Origin of the sequence: Ensifer sp. Root31 (assembly GCF_001424825.1) — a bacterium.
GTDB classification, from domain to species: Bacteria; Pseudomonadota; Alphaproteobacteria; order Rhizobiales; family Rhizobiaceae; genus Ensifer; species Ensifer canadensis.
Genome location: NZ_LMCO01000023.1, coordinates 38,113 through 59,608 on the forward strand (window position 1 = coordinate 38,113; position 21,496 = coordinate 59,608).

General features: G+C 60.9%; 17 protein-coding genes and 1 riboswitch. Of the genes, 10 read left to right on the top strand and 7 right to left on the bottom strand.

All coding sequences use genetic code 11. The features are described 5' to 3' along the window. Window positions 1-13: 13 nt before the first annotated feature. Complete coding sequence (gene gyrA / locus ASD00_RS20310; RefSeq protein WP_025427097.1) at window positions 14-2,788, bottom strand: DNA gyrase subunit A; 2,775 nt, start codon at window positions 2,786-2,788, stop codon at window positions 14-16. A 334-nt stretch (window positions 2,789-3,122) separates the two neighbouring features. Here gyrA and ASD00_RS20315 point away from each other — a divergent pair, with 334 nt between their 5' ends. Further along, the gene (locus ASD00_RS20315; protein WP_025427098.1) at window positions 3,123-3,752 is read left to right on the top strand and encodes a MarC family protein; all 630 of its coding nucleotides are present in this window, start codon (window positions 3,123-3,125) and stop codon (window positions 3,750-3,752) included. A 261-nt stretch (window positions 3,753-4,013) separates the two neighbouring features. Here ASD00_RS20315 and ASD00_RS20320 read toward each other — a convergent pair whose 3' ends face one another. Further along, window positions 4,014-4,562 (bottom strand): single-stranded DNA-binding protein, encoded by a 549-nt coding sequence (locus ASD00_RS20320; protein ID WP_025427099.1) that lies wholly within the window; start codon window positions 4,560-4,562, stop codon window positions 4,014-4,016. Window positions 4,563-4,842: 280 nt separating this feature from the next. Between ASD00_RS20320 and uvrA the strand changes: the two genes are divergently transcribed. From uvrA to ASD00_RS20345, 5 genes are all read left to right on the top strand, one after another. Further along, window positions 4,843-7,764 carry an excinuclease ABC subunit UvrA gene (gene uvrA / locus ASD00_RS20325; RefSeq protein ID WP_025427100.1) on the top strand — a complete coding sequence of 974 codons (2,922 nt, stop codon included), beginning with the start codon at window positions 4,843-4,845 and terminating at the stop codon, window positions 7,762-7,764. Window positions 7,765-7,808: 44 nt separating this feature from the next. Continuing rightward, window positions 7,809-8,282: a GNAT family N-acetyltransferase gene (locus ASD00_RS20330; protein WP_057208748.1), complete on the top strand. Its 474-nt coding sequence runs from the start codon at window positions 7,809-7,811 to the stop codon at window positions 8,280-8,282. Between the two features lie 35 nt (window positions 8,283-8,317). Then, entirely contained in the window at window positions 8,318-9,121 is an 804-nt protein-coding gene (locus tag ASD00_RS20335; protein ID WP_025427102.1) for a DUF72 domain-containing protein, read from the top strand. A 684-nt stretch (window positions 9,122-9,805) separates the two neighbouring features. Continuing rightward, on the top strand, window positions 9,806-13,609 hold the full coding sequence (locus ASD00_RS20340) for a vitamin B12-dependent ribonucleotide reductase (protein ID WP_057208619.1): 3,804 nt from the start codon (window positions 9,806-9,808) through the stop codon (window positions 13,607-13,609). A gap of 716 nt (window positions 13,610-14,325) precedes the next feature. Further along, the gene (locus ASD00_RS20345; RefSeq protein ID WP_244496097.1) at window positions 14,326-14,724 is read left to right on the top strand and encodes a GNAT family N-acetyltransferase; all 399 of its coding nucleotides are present in this window, start codon (window positions 14,326-14,328) and stop codon (window positions 14,722-14,724) included. A gap of 260 nt (window positions 14,725-14,984) precedes the next feature. Here the strand turns inward: ASD00_RS20345 and ASD00_RS42330 are convergent, their stop codons facing one another. Together ASD00_RS42330 and ASD00_RS20350 are read right to left on the bottom strand one after the other, a co-directional pair. Next, entirely contained in the window at window positions 14,985-15,113 is a 129-nt protein-coding gene (locus ASD00_RS42330; RefSeq protein WP_255569869.1) for a hypothetical protein, read from the bottom strand. A gap of 393 nt (window positions 15,114-15,506) precedes the next feature. Further along, window positions 15,507-15,749, bottom strand: coding sequence for a hypothetical protein (locus ASD00_RS20350; RefSeq protein ID WP_025427105.1), 243 nt, complete (start codon window positions 15,747-15,749; stop codon window positions 15,507-15,509). Between the two features lie 253 nt (window positions 15,750-16,002). Between ASD00_RS20350 and ASD00_RS20355 the strand changes: the two genes are divergently transcribed. Both ASD00_RS20355 and ASD00_RS20360 read left to right on the top strand, forming a co-directional pair. Then, window positions 16,003-16,923, top strand: coding sequence for a J domain-containing protein (locus tag ASD00_RS20355; RefSeq protein ID WP_025427106.1), 921 nt, complete (start codon window positions 16,003-16,005; stop codon window positions 16,921-16,923). Next, complete coding sequence (locus ASD00_RS20360; protein WP_057208621.1) at window positions 16,920-17,234, top strand: chaperone modulator CbpM; 315 nt, start codon at window positions 16,920-16,922, stop codon at window positions 17,232-17,234. The genes ASD00_RS20355 and ASD00_RS20360 overlap by 4 nt, the downstream gene beginning before the upstream one ends. Here the strand turns inward: ASD00_RS20360 and ASD00_RS20365 are convergent. Next, on the bottom strand, window positions 17,198-17,665 hold the full coding sequence (locus ASD00_RS20365; protein WP_057208623.1) for a nuclear transport factor 2 family protein: 468 nt from the start codon (window positions 17,663-17,665) through the stop codon (window positions 17,198-17,200). The genes ASD00_RS20360 and ASD00_RS20365 overlap by 37 nt on opposite strands. A gap of 432 nt (window positions 17,666-18,097) precedes the next feature. Here ASD00_RS20365 and ASD00_RS20370 point away from each other — a divergent pair, with 432 nt between their 5' ends. Continuing rightward, window positions 18,098-18,454: a hypothetical protein gene (locus tag ASD00_RS20370; RefSeq protein ID WP_025427108.1), complete on the top strand. Its 357-nt coding sequence runs from the start codon at window positions 18,098-18,100 to the stop codon at window positions 18,452-18,454. Window positions 18,455-18,482: 28 nt separating this feature from the next. On the opposite strand, the gene ASD00_RS20375 is transcribed toward ASD00_RS20370, so the two are convergent. Continuing rightward, window positions 18,483-19,469, bottom strand: a complete 987-nt coding sequence (locus ASD00_RS20375; RefSeq protein ID WP_057208625.1) for a copper chaperone PCu(A)C — start codon at window positions 19,467-19,469, stop codon at window positions 18,483-18,485. 95 nt (window positions 19,470-19,564) lie between these two features. Further along, complete coding sequence (locus ASD00_RS20380) at window positions 19,565-19,948, bottom strand: hypothetical protein (protein WP_057208627.1); 384 nt, start codon at window positions 19,946-19,948, stop codon at window positions 19,565-19,567. Window positions 19,949-20,109: 161 nt separating this feature from the next. Beyond that, window positions 20,110-20,197, top strand: a riboswitch (glycine riboswitch). Between the two features lie 146 nt (window positions 20,198-20,343). Here ASD00_RS20380 and gcvT point away from each other — a divergent pair. Then, complete coding sequence (gcvT, locus tag ASD00_RS20385; RefSeq protein ID WP_025427111.1) at window positions 20,344-21,483, top strand: glycine cleavage system aminomethyltransferase GcvT; 1,140 nt, start codon at window positions 20,344-20,346, stop codon at window positions 21,481-21,483. The last annotated feature ends 13 nt before the right edge of the window (window positions 21,484-21,496 follow it).

The following is a 21,496-nucleotide window of genomic DNA, read 5'->3' on the forward strand; positions in this document are numbered from 1 at the left end:
TTGGAGCCGCCTATCAGGCTTCGGCTTCCGGCGTTTCCGGTGCGCCGTTTTCGGCTGCCACCAGGTCCTCGCCTTCTTCGTCACCTTCCGGTTCGCTGATGCGCTCGACCGAGACGACCTTTTCGTCCTTGGCCGTCGAGAAGATCGTCACGCCCTTGGTGGCGCGGCTGGCAAGCCGGACGCCATTGATCGGCACGCGGATCAACTGGCCGCCATCGGAAACGAGCATGATCTGATCGTTGTCTTCGATTGGGAAGGCCGCGACGAGTACGCCGATCTCCGTCGTCTTCGAGGTGTCGGTGGCGCGGATGCCCTTGCCGCCACGACCCGAGGTGCGGAAATCGTAGGACGACGAACGTTTGCCAAAGCCCTTCTCCGAAACCGTCAGAACGAACTGTTCGCGCGCCTTCAGCTCTTCGTAGCGCTCGTTGGTGAGTTCGCCACCTTCGGTGACTTCCTCGCCGACCAGAGCGATTTCTTCTTCCTCGCCGTTCGTGCGCCGCTCGGCGGCTGCGCGCTTCAGGTAGGCCGCCCGTTCCCATGGCTCAGCATCCACATGGCCGAGGATCGCCATCGAGATGATGCGGTCGCCGTCACCAAGGTTGATGCCGCGGACGCCGATCGAGTTGCGGCCGGCAAAAACGCGCACGTCGTCGACCGGGAAGCGAATGCACTGGCCGAGCGCCGTCGTCAGCATGACGTCGTCATGCTCGGTGCAGGTGTCGACCGAGAGGATCTCGTCGCCATCCTCCTCCAGTTTCATCGCGATCTTGCCGTTGCGGTTGACCTGGACGAAGTCGGACAGTTTGTTACGGCGCACCGTGCCGCGCGTCGTCGAGAACATGACGTCGAGGTTTTCCCACGTCGTTTCGTCCTCGGGCAGCGGCATGATCGTCGTGATGCGTTCGCCGGGTTCAAGCGGCAGCATGTTGATCAGTGCCTTGCCGCGCGATTGCGGCGTGCCGATAGGCAGGCGCCAGACCTTCTCCTTGTAGACGATGCCACGGGAGGAGAAGAACAGAACCGGCGTATGAGTGTTGGCAACAAATAGCCGGGTAACGAAATCCTCGTCCCTGGTTGCCATGCCGGAGCGGCCCTTGCCGCCGCGGCGCTGCGCGCGATAGGTGGTCAGCGGCACGCGCTTGATGTAGCCGAGATGCGAGACGGTCACGACCATGTCTTCGCGGGCGATCAGGTCCTCGTCGTCCATGTCGGGACCGCCTTCGGCGATCTCGCTGCGACGCGGCGTGCCGAACTCCTCGCGAACGGCGGTGAGTTCGTCCTTGACGATGGTCATGATGCGGAGACGCGACGACAGGATATCGAGGTAATCCTTGATTTCCTCGCCGATCTTGTTGAGTTCGTCGCCGATTTCGTCACGACCAAGCGCAGTCAGGCGCTGCAGGCGCAGGTCGAGAATGGCGCGCGCCTGCTCTTCCGACAGGTTGTAGGTATTGTCTTCGTTGATCCGGTGACGCGGGTCGTCGATCAGCCGGATGAGGCTGTCGACGTCATGCGCCGGCCAACGGCGCTCCATCAACTGTTCGCGCGCGGTCTGCGGATCGGGCGCATGCCGGATCAGCTTGATCACTTCGTCGATGTTGGCAACCGCGATGGCGAGACCGACCAGGACATGCGCACGGTCGCGCGCCTTGCGCAGCAGGTACTTCGTTCTCCGGCTAACGACTTCCTCGCGGAACGAGACGAAGGCGCGCAGCATGTCGAGCAGCGTCATCTGCTCCGGCTTGCCGCCGTTGAGCGCCACCATGTTGCAGCCGAAAGACGACTGCAGCGGCGTGTAACGGTAAAGCTGGTTCAGGATGACGTCGGCATTGGCGTCGCGCTTGAGTTCGACGACGACGCGGTAGCCCTGACGGTCCGATTCGTCGCGCAGATCCGAGATGCCTTCGATGCGCTTATCGCGCACCAGTTCGGCCATCTTCTCGATCATCGTCGCCTTGTTCACCTGGAAGGGAATCTCGGTGATGATGATCTGCTCGCGGTCACCGCGCATCGGTTCGATATGGGCACGACCGCGCATGATGACCGAACCGCGGCCGGTCTCGTAGGCCGAGCGGATACCCGAGCGGCCGAGGATGAGCGCACCGGTCGGGAAGTCCGGCCCCGGGATGATTTCCATCAGCTCCGGCAATTCGATCGCCGGGTTGTCGATCAGCGCCATACAGCCGTTGATGACTTCGACGAGGTTGTGCGGCGGAATGTTGGTCGCCATGCCGACCGCGATGCCGCCGGCGCCGTTGACGAGCAGGTTCGGGAACTTCGCGGGCACCACCACCGGCTCGCTCATCGTGCCGTCGTAGTTGTCGCGGAAATCGACCGTTTCCTTGTCGAGGTCGTCGAGCAGCGAGTGCGCTGCCTTCTGCAGGCGGCACTCGGTGTAGCGTTCTGCCGCCGGCGGGTCGCCGTCGACCGAGCCGAAGTTGCCCTGGCCGTCGATCAGCGGCAGCCGCAGCGACCAATCCTGGGCCATACGTGCCAGCGCATCGTAGATCGCCGAATTGCCGTGCGGGTGGTATTTGCCCATCACGTCCCCGGTGACACGGGCGCATTTGACGTACTTCTTGTTCCAGTCGATGCCGAGTTCGCTCATCCCGTAGAGGATGCGGCGATGAACGGGTTTCAGGCCGTCACGCACGTCTGGAAGCGCGCGGCTGACGATGACGCTCATGGCGTAATCGAGATAGGACCGCTGCATTTCCTCGATGATGGAAATCGGCTCGATGCCTGGCGGAGTCTTTCCGCCGCCGGGAGTGCTTTGCTCAGTCAATTGTGATCACGATCTTTGTTCAGAATCAGTCGGATATTTATAGCCGAATGCGCCTGGAAGCGCCAATTTTGGCCCGTGGTTGTGAACAGTCTTTTGCCGTCGGAACAGGCTTTTCTAGGGCATTGCAGCGGAAATCGGAAGTGCTGGCGACAAAGTCGGCTGCCCGGCCTGAACGGCTGTGAGAAGGTTCCGTCACATCCTCATTAAGCTATTGCTCAAGCTTTGGCCACCGACCCCTTCCCAAGCCCCCTCCGCTTGCCTAACAATGCCGATCTGCCACCGGGAAAACTCGGGGCGCGCGCGCACGCACGCGACAATCCGGAAGGGGAAACGGATGTTCAATGTCGACCTCCTGGTCAACGCACTCACCACCCTGCTCGTCACGCTCGATCCGCCGGGGCTCGCCCCGATCTTCCTGAGCCTCACCGTCGGCCTCAGCCGGCAGGAACGCTTTCAGGTCGCCACACGCGGCTCGCTGATCGCCTTCTTCATCCTTGCCGCCTTCGCCGTCTTCGGTAACGGCATTCTCGGCCTGCTCGGCATATCCATCGGTGCCTTCCGCATCGCCGGCGGTCTGCTGCTGTTCTGGATTTCCTTCGAGATGATCTTCGAGAAGCGTCAGGAGCGAAAGGAAAAGACCGGCGAAAACGCCACCACCAAGGACCACATCCACAATATCGCGGTGTTCCCGCTTGCCCTGCCGCTGATTGCCGGGCCGGGCGCGATCTCCGCGACGATCCTGCTTGCCGGCTCGTTCCCGACGGCGGTCGAGCGCACGCAGCTGTTGATCGTCATCGCGCTGTCGATGGTCAGTCTTTTCCTGGCGCTTGTCATCGCCGAACGCATCGACCGTTTTCTCGGCGTCACCGGCCGGGCAATCCTCACGCGCCTGCTTGGGGTCATCCTGGCGGCACTTGCAGTCCAGTTCGTCGTCGACGGCGTGAAATCGGCAATGGCGGTCTGAGGCCATCGGGACGTTTGAGCGCTTCCGCTTTGGATAGAGTTGCGGAAGCGTCCCGTCTCCTGGTCATACGCACTTCCGGACGGAAAACCGCTTCGCACTTTTCCTGGAAATGCTCCAACCGACAGAAACGTTCATTCGAACGCAAAAAGGGCCGGTTTCCCGGCCCTTTTTCAATGTCACGATATTGCCATTAAAGGCCCGTGCCGTTCCAGTCTGCTCACAAAGGGCGTCCGCAACTGAAAATCGCCGTGTTCGCGTGGCTCAGAACGGGATGTCGTCGTCGAGATCGCGCGAGAAGTTGCCGCCACTCTGGCTGCCCTGACCACCCTGGCCGCCGCCGGAGCGACCGCCGCCGGAGGACTGGCGCGGCTGCTGATCGTAGTCGTCGTAGCCGCCGCCAGCGCCGCCACCGAAATCGCTGGAGCCGCCACGGCCGGCGCCGGAGCCGCCGCCCTCGCCGCGACCATCAAGCATGGTCAGCGTCGAGTTGAAGCCCTGCAGCACGATTTCGGTCGAGTAACGATCATTGCCCGTCTGGTCCTGCCATTTGCGGGTCTGCAGCGCGCCTTCAATATAGAGCTTCGCGCCCTTCTTGACGTATTGCTCGACGACCTTGCACAGGCCTTCGTTGAAGACGACGACGGTGTGCCATTCGGTCTTTTCCTTGCGCTCGCCGCTGTTGCGGTCACGCCAGGTTTCCGATGTGGCAATGCGCAGGTTGGCGATCGGCCGGCCGTCCTGCGTGCGCCGGATTTCCGGGTCCGCCCCGACGTTTCCGACCAAGATCACCTTGTTGACGCTACCAGCCATATTGCTTTTCCCGTGGTTTTGCCGCGCCGCCGGCACGGCTTTCGAATTTCAAGAACGCGTATCTTAGCGGTCCGCTGCCGCGGATACGCCCCGCATCATACATAATCCACAACAGATTTAGTCGATTTGCGTGTTGTTTGTTCTTTCTTTGTTCTAATATTTCCCTATGATCCTGTCAACCGAATCGAAATGGCCACCAGTTTTGCCGATTGCGCCTCGACATGGGCGTTAGCGTCATTACATAGGGGGCTTTCAACCGACATGCAAAAGCTGGCTTCCGATGAGCGAACTCAAGACCATCTCCATTCGTGGCGCGCGCGAGCACAATCTCAAGGGCATCGATCTCGATCTGCCGCGCAACAAGCTGATCGTGATGACAGGGCTTTCCGGCTCCGGCAAGTCGTCGCTCGCCTTCGATACGATCTATGCCGAAGGCCAGCGTCGCTACGTTGAGAGCCTGTCTGCCTATGCGCGCCAGTTCCTCGAGATGATGCAGAAGCCGGATGTCGACCAGATCGACGGCCTGTCGCCGGCAATCTCGATCGAGCAGAAGACGACCTCGCGCAACCCGCGCTCGACGGTCGGCACCGTGACCGAGATCTACGACTACATGCGCCTGCTGTTTGCGCGCGTCGGTGTGCCCTATTCGCCGGCGACCGGCCTGCCGATCGAAAGCCAGACAGTCAGCCAGATGGTCGACCGTGTGCTCGCCTTCGGCGAAGGCACGCGTCTTTATATTCTTGCGCCGCTCGTGCGCGGCCGTAAGGGCGAGTACAAGAAGGAACTCGCCGAACTGATGAAGAAGGGCTTTCAGCGCGTTAAGGTCGACGGCACCTTCTACGAGATCGCCGAGGTTCCTGCCCTCGACAAGAAGTACAAGCATGACATCGACGTCGTCGTCGACCGTGTCGTCGTGCGGCCCGATCTCGCCTCGCGGCTTGCTGACAGCTTGGAAACATGCCTGACGCTGGCCGACGGTCTCGCCGTTGCCGAATTCGCCGACAAGCCGCTGCCGCCGGAAGAAACCGCGGCCGGTGGCTCGGCCAACAAGTCGCTCAACGAAACCCATGAGCGCGTGCTGTTTTCGGAAAAGTTCGCCTGCCCGGTCTCCGGCTTTACGATTTCCGAGATCGAGCCGCGCCTGTTCTCATTCAACAATCCCTTCGGTGCCTGCCCGACCTGCGATGGCCTCGGCAGCCAGCAGAAGATCGACGAGGCGCTGATCGTACCAGAGCATAACAGGACGCTGCGTGATGGCGCGATCGCGCCTTGGGCCAAATCGTCGTCGCCCTATTACAACCAGACGCTGGAAGCGCTCGGCAAGGTTTTCGGATTCAAGCTCGGCAATCGCTGGAGCGAACTGTCCGTCGACGCGCAGAAAGCCATCCTGCACGGCACCGAAGAGAAGATCGTCTTTCATTATGAAGACGGCGCTCGCTCCTACAACACCACCAAGAATTTCGAAGGCATCGTGCCCAACCTCGAGCGCCGCTGGAAGGAAACCGACAGCGCCTGGGCGCGCGAGGAGATCGAGCGCTATATGTCGGCTGCCCCCTGCCCGGCCTGCGCTGGCTTCCGCCTGAAGCCGGAGGCGCTCGCCGTCAAGATCGACACGCTGCATATCGGCCAGGTCACCGAGATGTCGATCCGCATCGCACGGGACTGGTTCGAGGCATTGCCGGGACATCTCAACACCAAGCAGAACGAGATCGCCGTTCGCATCCTCAAGGAGATCCGCGACCGCCTGCGGTTCCTCAACGATGTCGGTCTCGAATATCTCAGCCTGTCGCGCAACTCCGGCACGCTGTCGGGTGGTGAAAGCCAGCGTATTCGCTTGGCATCGCAGATCGGCTCTGGTCTGACGGGCGTGCTCTACGTGCTCGACGAACCGTCGATCGGCCTGCACCAGCGCGACAACGCCCGCCTGCTCGAGACGCTGCGCCATTTGCGCGACATCGGCAACACGGTCATCGTCGTCGAGCATGACGAGGACGCTATCCTGACGGCCGACTATGTCGTCGACATCGGCCCGGCCGCCGGCATCCATGGCGGCGAGGTCATCGCCCAGGGTTCGCCTGCCGACGTGATGTCCAATCCGAAGTCGCTGACCGGCAAGTATCTCTCCGGTGAACTGTCGGTTGCCGTCCCGAGCGAACGCCGCAAGGCGAAAAAGAAAAAGGAAATCACCGTCGTCGGTGCACGCGCCAACAACCTGAAGAACGTCACGGCGTCCATTCCGCTCGGCATTTTCACCGCGGTTACGGGCGTGTCCGGTGGCGGCAAGTCCACCTTCCTGATCGAGACGCTCTACAAGGCCGCCGCCCGCCGTATCATGGGCGCGCGCGAAAACCCGGCCGAACACGATCGCATCGACGGCTTCGAGCACATCGACAAGGTGATCGACATCGACCAGTCGCCGATTGGCCGCACGCCGCGCTCAAACCCGGCGACCTACACCGGTGCCTTCACCCCGATCCGCGACTGGTTTGCCGGTTTGCCGGAAGCCAAGGCCCGCGGTTACCAGCCCGGTCGCTTCTCGTTCAACGTCAAGGGTGGGCGCTGCGAAGCCTGCCAGGGCGACGGCGTCATCAAGATCGAGATGCACTTCCTGCCGGATGTCTACGTCACCTGCGACGTCTGCCACGGCAAGCGCTACAACCGCGAAACGCTGGACGTGCATTTCAAGGGCAAGTCGATCGCCGATGTGCTCGACATGACCGTCGAGGAAGGCGTGGAGTTCTTTGCTGCCGTTCCCGCAGTGCGCGACAAGCTGGTGACGCTGAACCAGGTGGGGCTTGGCTATATCAAGGTCGGTCAGCAGGCAAACACGCTCTCGGGCGGCGAAGCCCAGCGCGTCAAGCTCGCCAAGGAACTGTCGAAGCGCTCCACCGGACGCACGCTCTATATTCTCGACGAACCGACAACCGGCTTGCATTTCCACGATGTGGCAAAGCTTCTTGAAGTTCTGCATGAACTCGTCAACCAGGGCAATTCGGTCGTGGTCATCGAGCACAATCTCGAGGTGATCAAGACGGCCGATTGGGTCATCGACTTCGGTCCCGAAGGTGGCGACGGCGGCGGCGAAGTCATCGCCAAGGGCACGCCGGAGGATGTCGTCAAGGAGCCGCGTTCCTATACCGGCCAGTTCCTGAAGGAGCTTTTGGAGCGTCGTCCGATGAAAAAGGTTGAGGCGGCCGAGTGAGCGTCTCGGGCAATAGGCGGAGCGACACCGTCGCCGGCTTCGCGATGATGCGGCCGGCGACGCTAGATGACCTGCCCGCCGTGCGGGATATCACCGTTGCCGCCTACGCGCCTTATACCGACCTGCTCGGTGGACTGCCTTTGCCGGTTACCGAAGATTACGTGCCTCGCATCGCCCGCGAAGAGGTCTGGATCCGTGACGATGGCGATGCGGTTTCTGCGATTGCCGTTTTCGAACGGCATGCGGATCATCTTTTGATCTTCAGCATTGCCGTTGCGCCCTCCTTCCAGCGTCAGGGGCTAGGGAGCGAGCTGTTGCGGTTTGTTGATGCACAGGCGGAGGAATGCGGCGTGGCAGACGTGCGGCTCTATACCAATGCGCGGATGGAGCGAAACATCGCGCTTTATCGTGCCTATGGTTTTCAAGAAACGGGTCGCCGCCCGAACCCCTATCGGCCAGGGTGGACGCTGGTGGATATGGCCAAGCCCGCGGGGCAGATGGCGTCCGAACGAAACTAGTTGCGGCTTGAATTCGCCGCCATGAGGAGGATGGGATGACGAAATCCGGAAAGATCCGCGTTGGTATCGGCGGTTGGACCTTCGAGCCTTGGGAGGGCACGTTTTATCCCGACAGCCTGTCGAAGAAGCGCCAGCTCGAATTTGCCGGCAAGGAGTTGCGAGCGATCGAGGTCAACGGCACCTATTATTCATCGCAGAAGCCGGAAACTTTCGCCAGGTGGGCAGCCGAAGTCCCTGATGATTTCATCTTCTCGCTGAAGGCCAGCCGCTTCGTCACCAATCGCAAGGTTCTGGCCGAAGCTGGTGAATCCATGCAGAAATTCCTGACGCAGGGGCTGACAGAATTAGGACCCCATCTCGGGCCGATCCTGTGGCAGTTCGCGCCGACGAAGAAGTTCGAGCCGGAAGATTTCGAAGGCTTCCTCAAACTTTTGCCGGAAAAGCAGGACGGTCTGCCGCTGCGCCACGTCGTCGAAGTGCGCAATCCAACGTTCCAGGCGCCCGAGTTCGTCGACCTGCTGGAAAAATACAAGGTGGCCATCGTTCTGGCAGAACATGCGGACTATCCGATGATCGCCGATGTCACTGCCGATTTCGTCTATCTGCGCCTGCAGAAGGGCAGCGACGATATCAAGACCTGCTATGCCGCCGACAAGCTTGATCTCTGGGCGGATCGCGCGAAAACCTTTGCCGCCGGCGGGGAGCCGGGTGATCTCGCCAAGAACGCGCCCGATCGCAAGGCAAAGAAGGAGCCGCGCGATGTCTTTGCCTTCTTCATCACCGAGGGCAAGGTGAACGCGCCGAATGGCGCGCGTGAGCTGCAAAAGCGCGTTGATTGATGTCAAGTTCAGGCGCGGGGGACCTTCCCGCGCCTCTCCACGCGACCCTAATTGCTCACCCCCAAAACCTGAAAACGAATCAATTTGTAGTGCCCCTCACATCGGCGTTGGTTGTGCAATCGCGGTTGCCCCTGGGGATGCTATTTATGTGCTTTTTTACCCTTCAAAAATTTGATTTTTCGCCTGCCGCTGCGGCAGTGTCACAGGCAACCTGCCGAAGTGCCTGATTTACAAGGCATTGGCCGCTGTCCCCGTTTTCCACAGCCGATCCACACAACATCTAGCGCTCAAACTTCCGTCACAAACCACCCCTTGACGCCTTGGGACGATTCACGGTTAATGGATTTCACGTTGCGACGGCGGCGGACCGGATTGTTTTGAGCCCGGTTCATTTCACGAAATCGTCGGTTCTGACATGCGGCAAACGCGGGTTCCCCGCTTGAGCCGCAGTGAGGAATCCTGTGCGCTTTTTCGGGCCCGCTTGAGCAACTTTTGGCTGGCATAAAGAAGCTGTTGATACTATATTTAGTGCTTGCAGGCAGCCTATCTCACAAGATACAGGGTCACCCAGATCTGGGTTTCCCTTCATGGATGGAAGCTGAGACTGGCTGCGGAATGCCTCCGCGGTCGGGCGGGGACACTTGCGCCTGTGGCGGGCGCTCGCAACACGAAGGACACGGGATAATGCTGATCGAACGTCGTTTCACCAAGGCTGGGCAATCCGCCTATGCGGAGATCGAATTCCGCAAGGCTACGAGTGAAATCAAGAATCCCGACGGCTCGATCGTGTTCCGTCTGGCCGATATCGACGTGCCGGCCCAGTTCAGCCAGGTTGCCGCCGATATCCTTGCCCAGAAGTATTTCCGCAAGGCCGGCGTGCCGGCGAAGCTGAAGCGCGTCGAGGAGAATGATGTCCCCTCCTTCCTCTGGCGCTCGGTTCCCGACACGGATGCGCTGAAGGCGCTGCCGAAGGACGAACAGTACGGTTCCGAAACCGATGCCCGTCAGGTTTTCGATCGCCTGGCCGGTACCTGGGCCTACTGGGGCTGGAAGGGCGGCTATTTCGCCAGCGAAGAAGACGCCTCCGCCTTCCGTGACGAACTTGCTTATATGCTCGCCACCCAGCGCGTTGCGCCGAACTCCCCGCAATGGTTCAACACCGGCCTGCATTGGGCCTATGGCATCGACGGCCCCGGCCAGGGCCACTTCTATGTCGATCCCTTTACCGGCAAGCTGACCAAGTCCAAGTCGGCTTACGAACACCCGCAGCCGCACGCCTGCTTCATCCAGTCGGTTGCCGACGACCTCGTCAACGAGGGCGGCATCATGGACCTGTGGGTGCGTGAAGCGCGCCTGTTCAAGTATGGCTCCGGCACCGGCTCCAACTTCTCGCATCTGCGCAGCGAAGGCGAAAAGCTCTCGGGCGGCGGCAAGTCCTCGGGCCTGATGTCCTTCCTGAAGATCGGCGACCGCGCAGCCGGCGCCATCAAGTCGGGCGGCACCACCCGTCGCGCCGCCAAGATGGTCGTTGTCGATATCGATCACCCGGATATCGAGGAATACATCAACTGGAAGGTCAAGGAAGAGCAGAAGGTTGCAGCGCTCGTCACCGGCTCGAAGGTCGTCGCCAAGCATCTGAAGGCGATCATGAAGGCCTGCGTCAACTGCGACGGCACGGACGACGCCTGCTACGACCCGAAGCAGAACCCGGCGCTCAAGCGCGAGATCCGCGCTGCCAAGCAGTCGCTGGTGCCTGAAAACTACGTCCAGCGCGTCATCCAGTTCGCCAAGCAGGGTTACAAGGACCTTGAGTTCAAGACCTACGACACCGACTGGGATTCGGAAGCCTATCTCACGGTTTCGGGCCAGAACTCGAACAACTCCGTCTCGATCAAGGACGACTTCCTGCGCGCCGTCGAAGCTGATGGCGACTGGCACCTGACCGCCCGCAAGGACGGCCGGGTGATGAAGACGCTGAAGGCACGCGACCTCTGGGAGTCGATTTCCTACGCCGCATGGGCGTCGGCCGATCCGGGCCTGCACTTCAACACGACGATGAACGACTGGCACACCAGCCCCGCCGCCGGTCCGATCCGCGCGTCGAACCCGTGCTCGGAATACATGTTCCTCGACGACACCGCCTGCAACCTCGCCTCGCTGAACCTGATGATGTTCAAGGACGCGGCGACGAAGCGCATCAACATCGCCGATTACGAGCACGCCGTGCGTCTGTGGACCGTCGTTCTCGAAGTTTCGGTGATGATGGCGCAGTTCCCGTCCCGCGAGATTGCCGAACTGTCCTACGAATACCGCACGCTCGGCCTTGGCTATGCCAATATCGGCGGCCTTCTGATGTCGTCGGGCATTCCCTATGACTCGACCGAGGGCCGCGCCATTGCCGGTGCGTTGACGGCGATCATGACCGGCGTTTCCTACGCCACGTCGGCGGAAATGGCGGCCAAGCTCGGTCCGTTCCCGGGCTTCGCGCCGAACCGCGACAACATGCTGCGCGTCATCCGCAACCACCGCCGCGCCGCTTACGGCGAGACGACGGGCTATGAAGGCCTCTCGGTCAACCCGGTTGCGCTGATCCATGGCGAAAACCCCGACCAGGACCTCGTCATTCACGCCATGAGCGCCTGGGACAAGGCGCTGGAACTCGGCGAGAAGCACGGCTACCGCAATGCCCAGGCAACCGTCATCGCGCCGACCGGCACGATCGGTCTTGTCATGGACTGCGACACGACTGGAATCGAGCCCGATTTCGCGCTGGTGAAGTTCAAGAAGCTCGCCGGTGGCGGCTACTTCAAGATCATCAACCGCGCCGTTCCCGAGGCTCTGCGTTCGCTCGGTTACTCCGAGAGCCAGCTTGCCGAGATGGAGGCCTATGCCGTCGGCCATGGCAACCTCAACCAGGCGCCTGCCATCAACCCCTCGACGCTGAAGGCCAAGGGCTTCACCGATGAGAAGGTCGAGGCCGTCAACGCTGCCCTGAAGTCGGCCTTCGATATCAAGTTCGTCTTCAACCAGTGGACGCTCGGTGCGGACTTCCTCAAGGGTGCGCTGAAGGTTACCGACGAGCAGCTCGCCCAGATGGACTTCAACCTCCTGGAGCACATGGGCTTCTCGAAGAAGGACATAGAAGCGGCCAACATCCACGTCTGCGGTGCGATGACGCTCGAAGGTGCGCCGTTCCTCAAGAACGAACACCTGCCTGTCTTCGATTGCGCCAACCCCTGCGGCAAGATCGGCAAGCGTTACCTCTCGGTCGAAAGCCACATCCGCATGATGGCTGCCGCCCAGCCGTTCATCTCGGGCGCCATCTCCAAGACGATCAACATGCCGAACGAGGCGACCGTCGAGGATTGCAAGAACGCCTACATGCTGTCGTGGAAGCTGGCGCTGAAGGCCAATGCGCTCTATCGCGATGGTTCCAAGCTGTCGCAGCCGCTCAATGCCTCGCTGATCGAAGACGAGAATGACGAGGATGCGCTGGAGGATCTGATCCAGGCGCCGGCCGCTGCCCAGGCCGTGACCATCACGGAGAAGATCGTCGAGCGCGTCATCGAGAAGGTGATCCGCGCCCGCGAAAAGCTGCCGAACCGCCGCCAGGGTTACACCCAGAAGGCTGTCGTCGGCGGTCACAAGGTCTACCTGCGCACCGGCGAATTCGGCGATGGCCGCATCGGCGAGATCTTCATCGACATGCACAAGGAAGGCGCTGCCTTCCGGGCGATGATGAACAACTTCGCCATCGCCATCTCGCTCGGCCTACAATATGGCGTGCCGCTCGAAGAATATGTGGAGGCCTTCACCTTCACCAAGTTCGAGCCGGCCGGCATGGTGCAGGGCAACGACGCGATCAAGAACGCGACGTCGATCCTAGACTACGTCTTCCGCGAACTGGCCGTGTCCTACCTCGGCCGTCACGATCTGGCCCATGTCGACACGTCCGACTTCAGCAACACGGCGCTCGGCAAGGGTATCCAGGAAGGCAAGACGAACCTGATCTCCACCGGCTGGACCCGCGGCTACAAGCCGACCATCGTCGGCGGCACGGCTGATCGCACCAGTGAGCCGAAGGGTTCGGCGACAGCAGCCCCTGCCCGCGCCTCCTCCAGTGCAACGGTAACCTCGATTGCCGGCAACACCGTCCGCAAGATCGAACAGACAACGTCGATCGCAACTTCTGAAATCGTTGCCTTCAAGCGCGACTACGAAGAGCGCGCCGCCGAACTTGCCGAAGAGATCCCCGAGGAAACAGTCGAGACGGTAACGGAAGTGACGGCTCTGTTCTCCGACAAGGCGGCCGCAGAAGCGGCATCGGCCAAGTCGGACGCCAAGAAGCTCGAAGCCGAACGCCGCGCCCGCTCGATCATGCAGGGTTACACCGGCAACATGTGCTCCGAGTGCCAGAACTTCACAATGGTGCGCAACGGCACCTGCGAGAAGTGCGACACCTGCGGCGCCACCAGCGGCTGCAGCTGATCAGCTACGACACTGAAGCCACGTGGTGTAAGATGCGTGCAGTGAGACATTGAAGAAACAAAAGGCGCTCCTTAGAGCGCCTTTTGTGTTGGGGCAGGCTCCGGATTTCTGCCTGACCTTGCTTCCCGCATTTGAAACGTTACGGATTTGGTTTCTCTCTGACAGGAGAGGCAGGTGTAATGAGTGCATTCCGTCTATTGCTACTGCTGCCGCTTGTCTTGCCGGCTAGCTGCGCCTACCCGATTTGCAAGCAACTGAAGCCGGCAGCTCGTGTCTCCGTCCACGACACCAGCGAGGTCCCGATTGCGGGCGCGAAGGTGCATCTTTGGACAATTGTTCATCCTCATAATCGCCGCGGACTTGCCGAGGTGACGGAGACGGACGCATCAGGAATCGCACGCTTTCATAAGAAGGTGAATGGCGTGTTGAGGCGCTGGTCGTGCATGGCTACGACGTGTTCTCTTGGCGGTGGTGTGTCGCCAAACCCGGCTACGAGACGCGCCATCTCAGTTACGATGAGTGGCTCAGCACCAAATCGCCGATCGTCCTACGAGAAGGCGTATCGCAACCGTGTAAGGCGCCAGAGCCGTCGGGATGAAACACTTGGCAGCCAGCACAGATTATGTATCTGTTGCGGCTAGAGAGGCACCGCCGACCGTCGCAATTGTGCATCCGCAGTCTTTACCCATTCGCCCCGCTTATCTGGCTCGTTCCAAATGACAGCCCCCATCATCGACATCACCCTCGAAGATCCGAGCAAGGATGATCTGCGTGCGATCGTCACGACGCTTGACGCCTATAACGATGCGCATAGCGGCATGGTCGATCAGCCCGGTTTTGCCGTCTTCATTCGGGATCCCGAAACGAAGGCGGCAATCGGCGGGCTCTATGCGACCGATGGCTATGGCTGGGCTTTCATCCGCTATCTCGCCATACCGGAAAACCTTCGCGGCCAAGGTCTGGGACAGCGACTGATCGCCGAGGCGGAGAAGATCGCGCGGATCGCGGCTACATCGGCCTATGGCTCGATACGTTCGAATTCCAGGCGCGGCCTTTTTACGAAAAGCTGGGTTTTGTGGTTTTCGGCCAGCTGGAGGGCGCGCCGGGCGCAATAGCGCGTTACTTCCTGAAGAAGCGGTTTGAGAATTAGCCGACAGCCAAAGACAGGTGGCATGCAGCTTCGCTGCGTATGATCAATGCGGGATGGATCAGTTACGGAGAGCGCCGCAGAGTTGTGGCGCGTCGACAAGAGTTCTGCCGTTCTTGGTGCGAGTGTTGCTTCGGTTGATCGGTGCGTGGGAGAGCGCAACCGTGCAACCGAAGCCTTTTTGGTGAAAAGCCCACTTCCATGGGATTTCAGGCTGCCTTCACCGGATTATTTCGGTGTAACGATGCCCTGGTAATAGTCGCCGTCGCCGCTGACATAATTCACACCACCGCCGCCCGTGGTTTGCGCACAGGCCGCCAAGGTGGAGAGAACGAGTAGCAACATCGCAGTTTTCATAGGCATTTGCTCCTTCAGCGTCGTTTGATCTTCGGCCGTGCGCTACGCCGAAGCGACGCATGACGATTTGACCCGCCAATTCTATGATACTCAACCGGGCATCTATCAAGGGCATTGATTGTTTAAAGCTAATTTGTGCTTGCCTGTGATGTGTTCAACGTCTGCGCGCATATTGGGCGCGGCAAATCGTTGGCGCTTTTGCACTCACAAGGGTGAGCGGGGCAAACAGCAGCACGCTTCTTTCAGCTTCTACAGCGCCGCGCGTCTTAGACGCGCAAAGGTCGCTGTAGCACTTTGAATTGCTGCAGGTTTTTATCCTTAAAACGAATAGGATTTAAGGAAACATGCAGTAGAACTCAGCCGCCTGCCCCTGGGAAAAGCCGAGGCGAAGGTTCACGTCGACAGGTGTTTGCCCGGCTGCTCGCGCTCCCGCCAGTAACGCAGCCTGAGGCGTGGAGCCATCAGCCAGGCGATGAAAGGCGTGAGGATGAAACATGTGACGACCACGACTGGCAGAGAATACTTGGCGTTGTCGGCGAGCACCGGGATGGAAAGCACGATCACCGCACCGATGCCGAAGAGCACGGCGTTGATCATCAGTCCAACCATGATGGCAAGTTGCAGGCGCACGGACATGTCGGCCTCCGTTGAAAAACCACCCAATGGGAACGCTGCCTTTTTCGAATGGTTCCGAAATCCCGATTGTAGCAGAAACGGCCTACTCGCGAAATGAGAGCACAAACCGGCCGCGGTTCGTTTTCTCCCTGTCGTTTCCGCACGGGTGCCCTATGCTTGTAGTCAAGCGACCGATCACCCGATTGGATTGGGATATGTGAGCTGTACCGCACAGCCCGATCCACTGCCGATCGCTTCAGTTTGAGGGAGACCCATGCCGAGCAGTCCATACGAAACCCTGGGCGTCAGCCGGGACGCCAAGCAGAAAGATATTCAGAGCGCCTACCGCAAGCTTGCCAAGAAACTACATCCCGATCTCAACCCCGGGGACAAGGGAGCCGAGGATCGCTTCAAGTCAGTTTCGGCCGCTTATGCGCTCTTAAGCGACGAGGAGAAGCGCGGCAAATACGATCGCGGCGAGATCGACGAAACCGGCGCGGAAACGGCGCCTCGGAACTTCTACCGCGATTATGCCGGCGCCAACGACACCGCCGGTCGCTACGAAAGCGCTCACGGCTTTTCGGATTTCGGCGATTCGGACGATATTTTCTCCAACTTCTTTTCTCGTCGTGGTCGGGGCCAACAATCGATGCGCGGGCGCGATGCACATTTCTCGATGGAGATCAGTCTGCTCGAGGCGGTCAATGGTGCCAAGAAGCAGATCAGCCTGCCGGGGGGCGGGCCGGCCCTTGATCTGACGATTCCGCCGGGCACACGCGACGGCCAGACGTTGCGCCTGCGCGGCAAGGGAGAGCCCGGCTCCAACGGCGCGGCTGCCGGTGACGCGCTGATCGACATCCGTGTGCGGCCGCATCCGCTGTTCCAGGTGGATGGTGAGGATGTGCGCTATGAGATCCCGATTTCGCTGAGCGAAGCCGTGCTTGGCGGCAAGATCCGCGTTCCGACCATGGATGGCGCCGTCAACGTCACGATCCCGCCGAACTCCAACACCGGCAAGGTCTTGCGGTTGAAGGGTAAGGGCATGCGCAAGCCGGGCGGTGGCCACGGCGATGCCTATGTGACGCTGAAGATCACGCTTGCGCCGCAGGCCGATCCGGCGCTCGCCGCCTTCGTCGAGGGCTGGGCAGCCGGAAAGGCGGAGGATCCACGCAAGAACCTGGGAGGCAACGCATGAACGACAGCGAGTTTTGCGAACACCTCGAAATCGAGGTCACGGTGCTACGGGTCTGGGTCGAGCAGCGCTGGCTTGTGCCGCGCCATGCCGACAGAGGTTGGATATTCGAAGACGATGATCTTGCCCGCGCCCGCCTGATCCAGGACCTGACTGGCCCCATGGGCGTCAACGACGACGGCGTCGACGTCGCCATGCAACTGCTCGATCAGATTCACGGCCTACGCGGCCGGTTGAGTGCGTTGATGACGGCAATCCGCAGCCAGGATCCGGATATTCAGAGGCTGATACTGTCTCGTGTGGACGACGAATAATCCACCGCGATCGCCGGCATCGCGACAAGACCGACGGTTTCGGCAACAAGCAAGGTGTCGACGAATTCCGTCAGGTCAGCCATCCGGTCGTCGCTGAAGCTGAACCTGTCCAGGATTTCCGTATCGAACCATGTGTCGGAAGGAAGGAAGCGGATGGGCCCAACCCGATGGGCGTAAACCGTGTTACCGTCGACGTCGAGCTGAACCGTCTTCATCTGGCTCAAATCCCAGGCGTCGACCAGGCCGCGAAAAGCGGAGCGCACTGCTTCCGGATTGCTGACCTTCTGGGTCATGGCCCCAAGACGGCCGCTACCGACGATACGGAAGCTGAAGGTTGGATGCAGACAGGCCAGCATGGCCTCAAGGTCGTTGGCATCGCGCGCTGCATAGAGCGAGTGCACGGTTTGCTCGAGCGCGGTGCGATCTGGCATCAAATTGCTCCCTTGTGAAATCTGGGCACGCCTTTTGTATCCGGGGTGAGTGTGCGCGTATTTAAGGCATGTCGCAAGTATATGCGAAGGCTGCAGTACAACCTCAGCCTGGCGTTCGTCTTTGCTGGCCTGTGGTGGCAACGCCTGCCGTCGCCCGGGCGACTGACCCAAGCGTCGAGGCAAAGAGAGCAATCAGGGTGGTCTTCAACCTGTGCGTTCCCCCGTCGGGGATGCCCGAAGTGTCCGGCCTTCATGCCCGAGGGATGGATCGCATGGGCGCATCCCGACATAGACTCTTCGAAAACCGATCCGCACCGCCCTTAGAAGCAATCGTTAGGATTCGACTAAAAGGCGACCGCCAATTTTCACCCAGCTTCAAGCGAAACAGCGCAAAAAGGAAAGGATTAATAGCAAGGAAGGCAGGGGAACAAGGTGGTACAGGTCGTCACGGTATCCGCGACCACAGCGGCTTATGCGGCGGAAGCCGTCAAGCCGAAGGCGCGCGTGTCCGGCGATGGCCCGGCCGATGAGGCGATCACCTTGCTTTCGACCCGCCGTTCCAGCGAGCCGACGATCACCCAGGCATCTATTCCCAAGATGAAGGGCGCCCTGCCCCTGTCGTTGATGCTGATGAGCGCCGATGGCCGCCTGCCGCAGCAGAGCGAGGCGGAAACGCTACGCCGATATCTCGAATACATGCGCGACGACGGGGACATGCCAGAATGGCGCGAAAACGAAAGCCGGCAGGAAGATCCCGCCGGCCAAGAGGATGAGAACGGCGCCGCCTGAGGCAAAGCCCTTCGTCTCATCAGGTCCTTCAGTGGTGCTTGTGCCCGCCGGTTGCCGCAGCGCCGCCGGCCGCCGTTCCCACGGCAAGCGTGGCATCGACCTTGCCAGCCTTCTCGAAGACCAGCGTAACCGGCACGGTTTCACCCTCGGCAAACGGCTTCGACACCTGCATGAACATCAGATGCAGGCCGCCGGACTTGAGCTCGACGGTCTCGCCGGCCGGGATGGCAACGCCGTCATCGAGCTTGCGCATCTTCATCACGTCGTTTTGCATCGCCATTTCGTGGATCTCGACGCGACCCGCGACCGGGCTCTCGACTGCGACCAGGCGATCGTCGGCGCTGCCGCCGTTCTTGATCGTCAGGAAGCCGCCGCCAACCTTGGCGCCCGGCAGCATCGCCTTGGCCGCGCCGCCAAAGATTTCAAGGTCGCCCAGCTTGACCGGGCCGTCCGTGGCCATCTGCCCGCCGTGTCCGGCATGCTCGTCGCCACCGGCGGCAAGCGTCACCGTCACCGTGGGCGCCGGGCTCTTCAGGTCATGGGCGCTCTGCCCCTCGGCTGCTACCTCGTCCCACACCACCTTGCCGTCCGTGCCGCACAGCTGAACCGTCGGGAAGGCAAGCACGGTTTCCTTGTCGAAGCCCGAGATCTTACCTTTGACGACGAAGGTATCGTAGAACTCTTCGGGCAGATTGCCGCCCTTCCAGCGGATCTCGATTGGGCCGGAAGAGACCTTCTCGCCGTGAATGTCATAGGTCTTCTGGTAGTCGCCCTTGATGATCTCCAGCTCCCAACCCGGTTTCGGCTGCGGCTTGGCGAAGACGAAGCCTTCCGGCAGCTTCATCTGCACCTCGGTCGTTGCCTTGCCATCGCAACCGTGCGGAACCTGCAGCACCGCCTTGAAGCTCTTTTCGGATTGCGCGCTGTCGGTTTCGAACGTCGCATGGGCGTGGGCGACGCCAGCGGTTGAAAGCGCCAGGCCGAGGGAAAATATAGTCAGTGCGGTCTTGTTCATGTCGTACACTCCTGACCACGTGCTGGTCAGAGCCCGGTTCTGTCGTGGTCGATGCCGCCATCGCGGCGCATTGAAATTGAATGCGTGGGGAAGCGTTACGACTGGTGGGGAGGTCCGCGCGGCGGCGGCAGAAGGCGCAGATGCCGGACGGTAATTTCGTCTTGCGCGCGGTGCAAATCGGCAAGCCAGTTGCCGGTCTCGGCGCGTTCGCTATGTTGCGGCGGCGTCGGCAGCAGGGCAGCCACCGCAAGCCGGCAGGCCTCGCAGACCGGCGCCATCGATGGCGATTTGCCGTTGTCGATGCCATCCATGCCGAAGCAGATATCGGCGATGGTGCCATCGGGTAGCTGATAGGCTGCGATCTCTGCAGGCGTCAGGCTTTTTGCCATCGCCGGCTTGTGGGCGAAGGACAGGAAAACAAGCGCGAAAGCGGCGACGATGCGCACAGCGATCCGCAAATGTCCCTTACACCTAGTCATTGTCGTCCCCGGTATCGATCCTGAGTTATCCTCAAGCGGAGGAGAATGCAAAGACAGAATTGACGCACCCCCAGTCCGGCGATGGGAAGTGCTGCGACAAAAATGTGTTTGACCGCGACACCGCCCCCTTGCCAAGTTCACAGGTTCGCCGTTATTTGGAGGCGATCTTGTTGGGAGAAACCGGTTCGTTCCGGTGCCGAAGGAGCAACCGCCCCGGAAACTCTCAGGCCAAAGGACCAGCAAGGTGCCGGTAGGACTCTGGAGAGAAGCGTTTTTTTGCGCTCGCCGAAGGGATAACAATCTCAGGCAAAGGGACAGAGGGGGCTCGAATTTGACGGCGTTTGACGCCGGAAGTGTGAGCCGGCGCGCGTGCGCGCCAGACCTGGAGGCCGGAGTTGGAAGAGATTTCCCATTTGAAACATACGCCGCTGCATGCGTTGCATCTGTCGCTGGGTGCCCGCATGGTGCCCTTTGCCGGCTACGACATGCCGGTCCAGTACCCTGACGGCGTGATGAAGGAGCACCTGCATACGCGCACCGCGGCAGGTCTGTTCGACGTTTCTCACATGGGCCAGGTCATCGTTCGGCCAAAGTCCGGCAAGATTGAGGACGCAGCGCTGGCGCTGGAAAAGCTGGTGCCCGTCGATGTGCTCGGCCTTGGTGAAGGCCGGCAGCGCTATGCGATCTTCACCAATGCCGAAGGCGGCATTCTCGACGACCTGATGATCGCCAACCGCGGCGACCACCTCTTCCTGGTGGTCAACGCCGCTTGCAAGGATGCCGATTTCGAGCACCTGAAGAAGGGCCTCGCCGACACCTGTGAAGTCACGATGCTCGACGACCGTGCGTTGATCGCGCTGCAGGGCCCCCACGCAGAAGCAGTTCTTGGCGAATTGTGGGCCGATGTTTCGGCCATGCGCTTCATGGATGTCGCCGAAGCCGACCTGCACGATGTAGCCTGCATCATCTCCCGGTCCGGCTATACCGGCGAAGACGGTTTCGAGATTTCCATTCCCTCGGTATCGGCCGCCGACGTCACGCAGCGGTTGCTCGAACACCCTGATGTCAAGCCGATTGGCCTTGGCGCGCGCGATTCGCTGCGTCTCGAAGCCGGACTTTGTCTCTATGGCAACGATATCGATACTTCGACCACACCGGTCGAGGGCGCGATCGAGTGGGCGATGCAGAAGGCGCGGCGCGCCGGCGGTGCCCGCGAGGGCGGCTTTCCCGGTGCGGACCGGATTCTTGGCCAGTTCGCAGACGGCGCCAAGCGCCGTCGCGTCGGCCTGAAGCCAGAGGGCCGCGCGCCCGTGCGCGGTGGTGCCAATCTTTTTGCCGACACCGAGGGCAAGACGCTCGTCGGCAAGGTGACTTCGGGCGGCTTCGGCCCCACCGTCGATGGCCCGATTGCCATGGGCTATGTCGACGCCACCCATACCGACAACGGCACGACGGTTTATGCGGAGGTGCGCGGCAAATATCTGCCGGTCGTCGTCGCCGCCCTGCCCTTTGTCAAACAAACCTACAAACGCTGATCAGGAGAGAGCG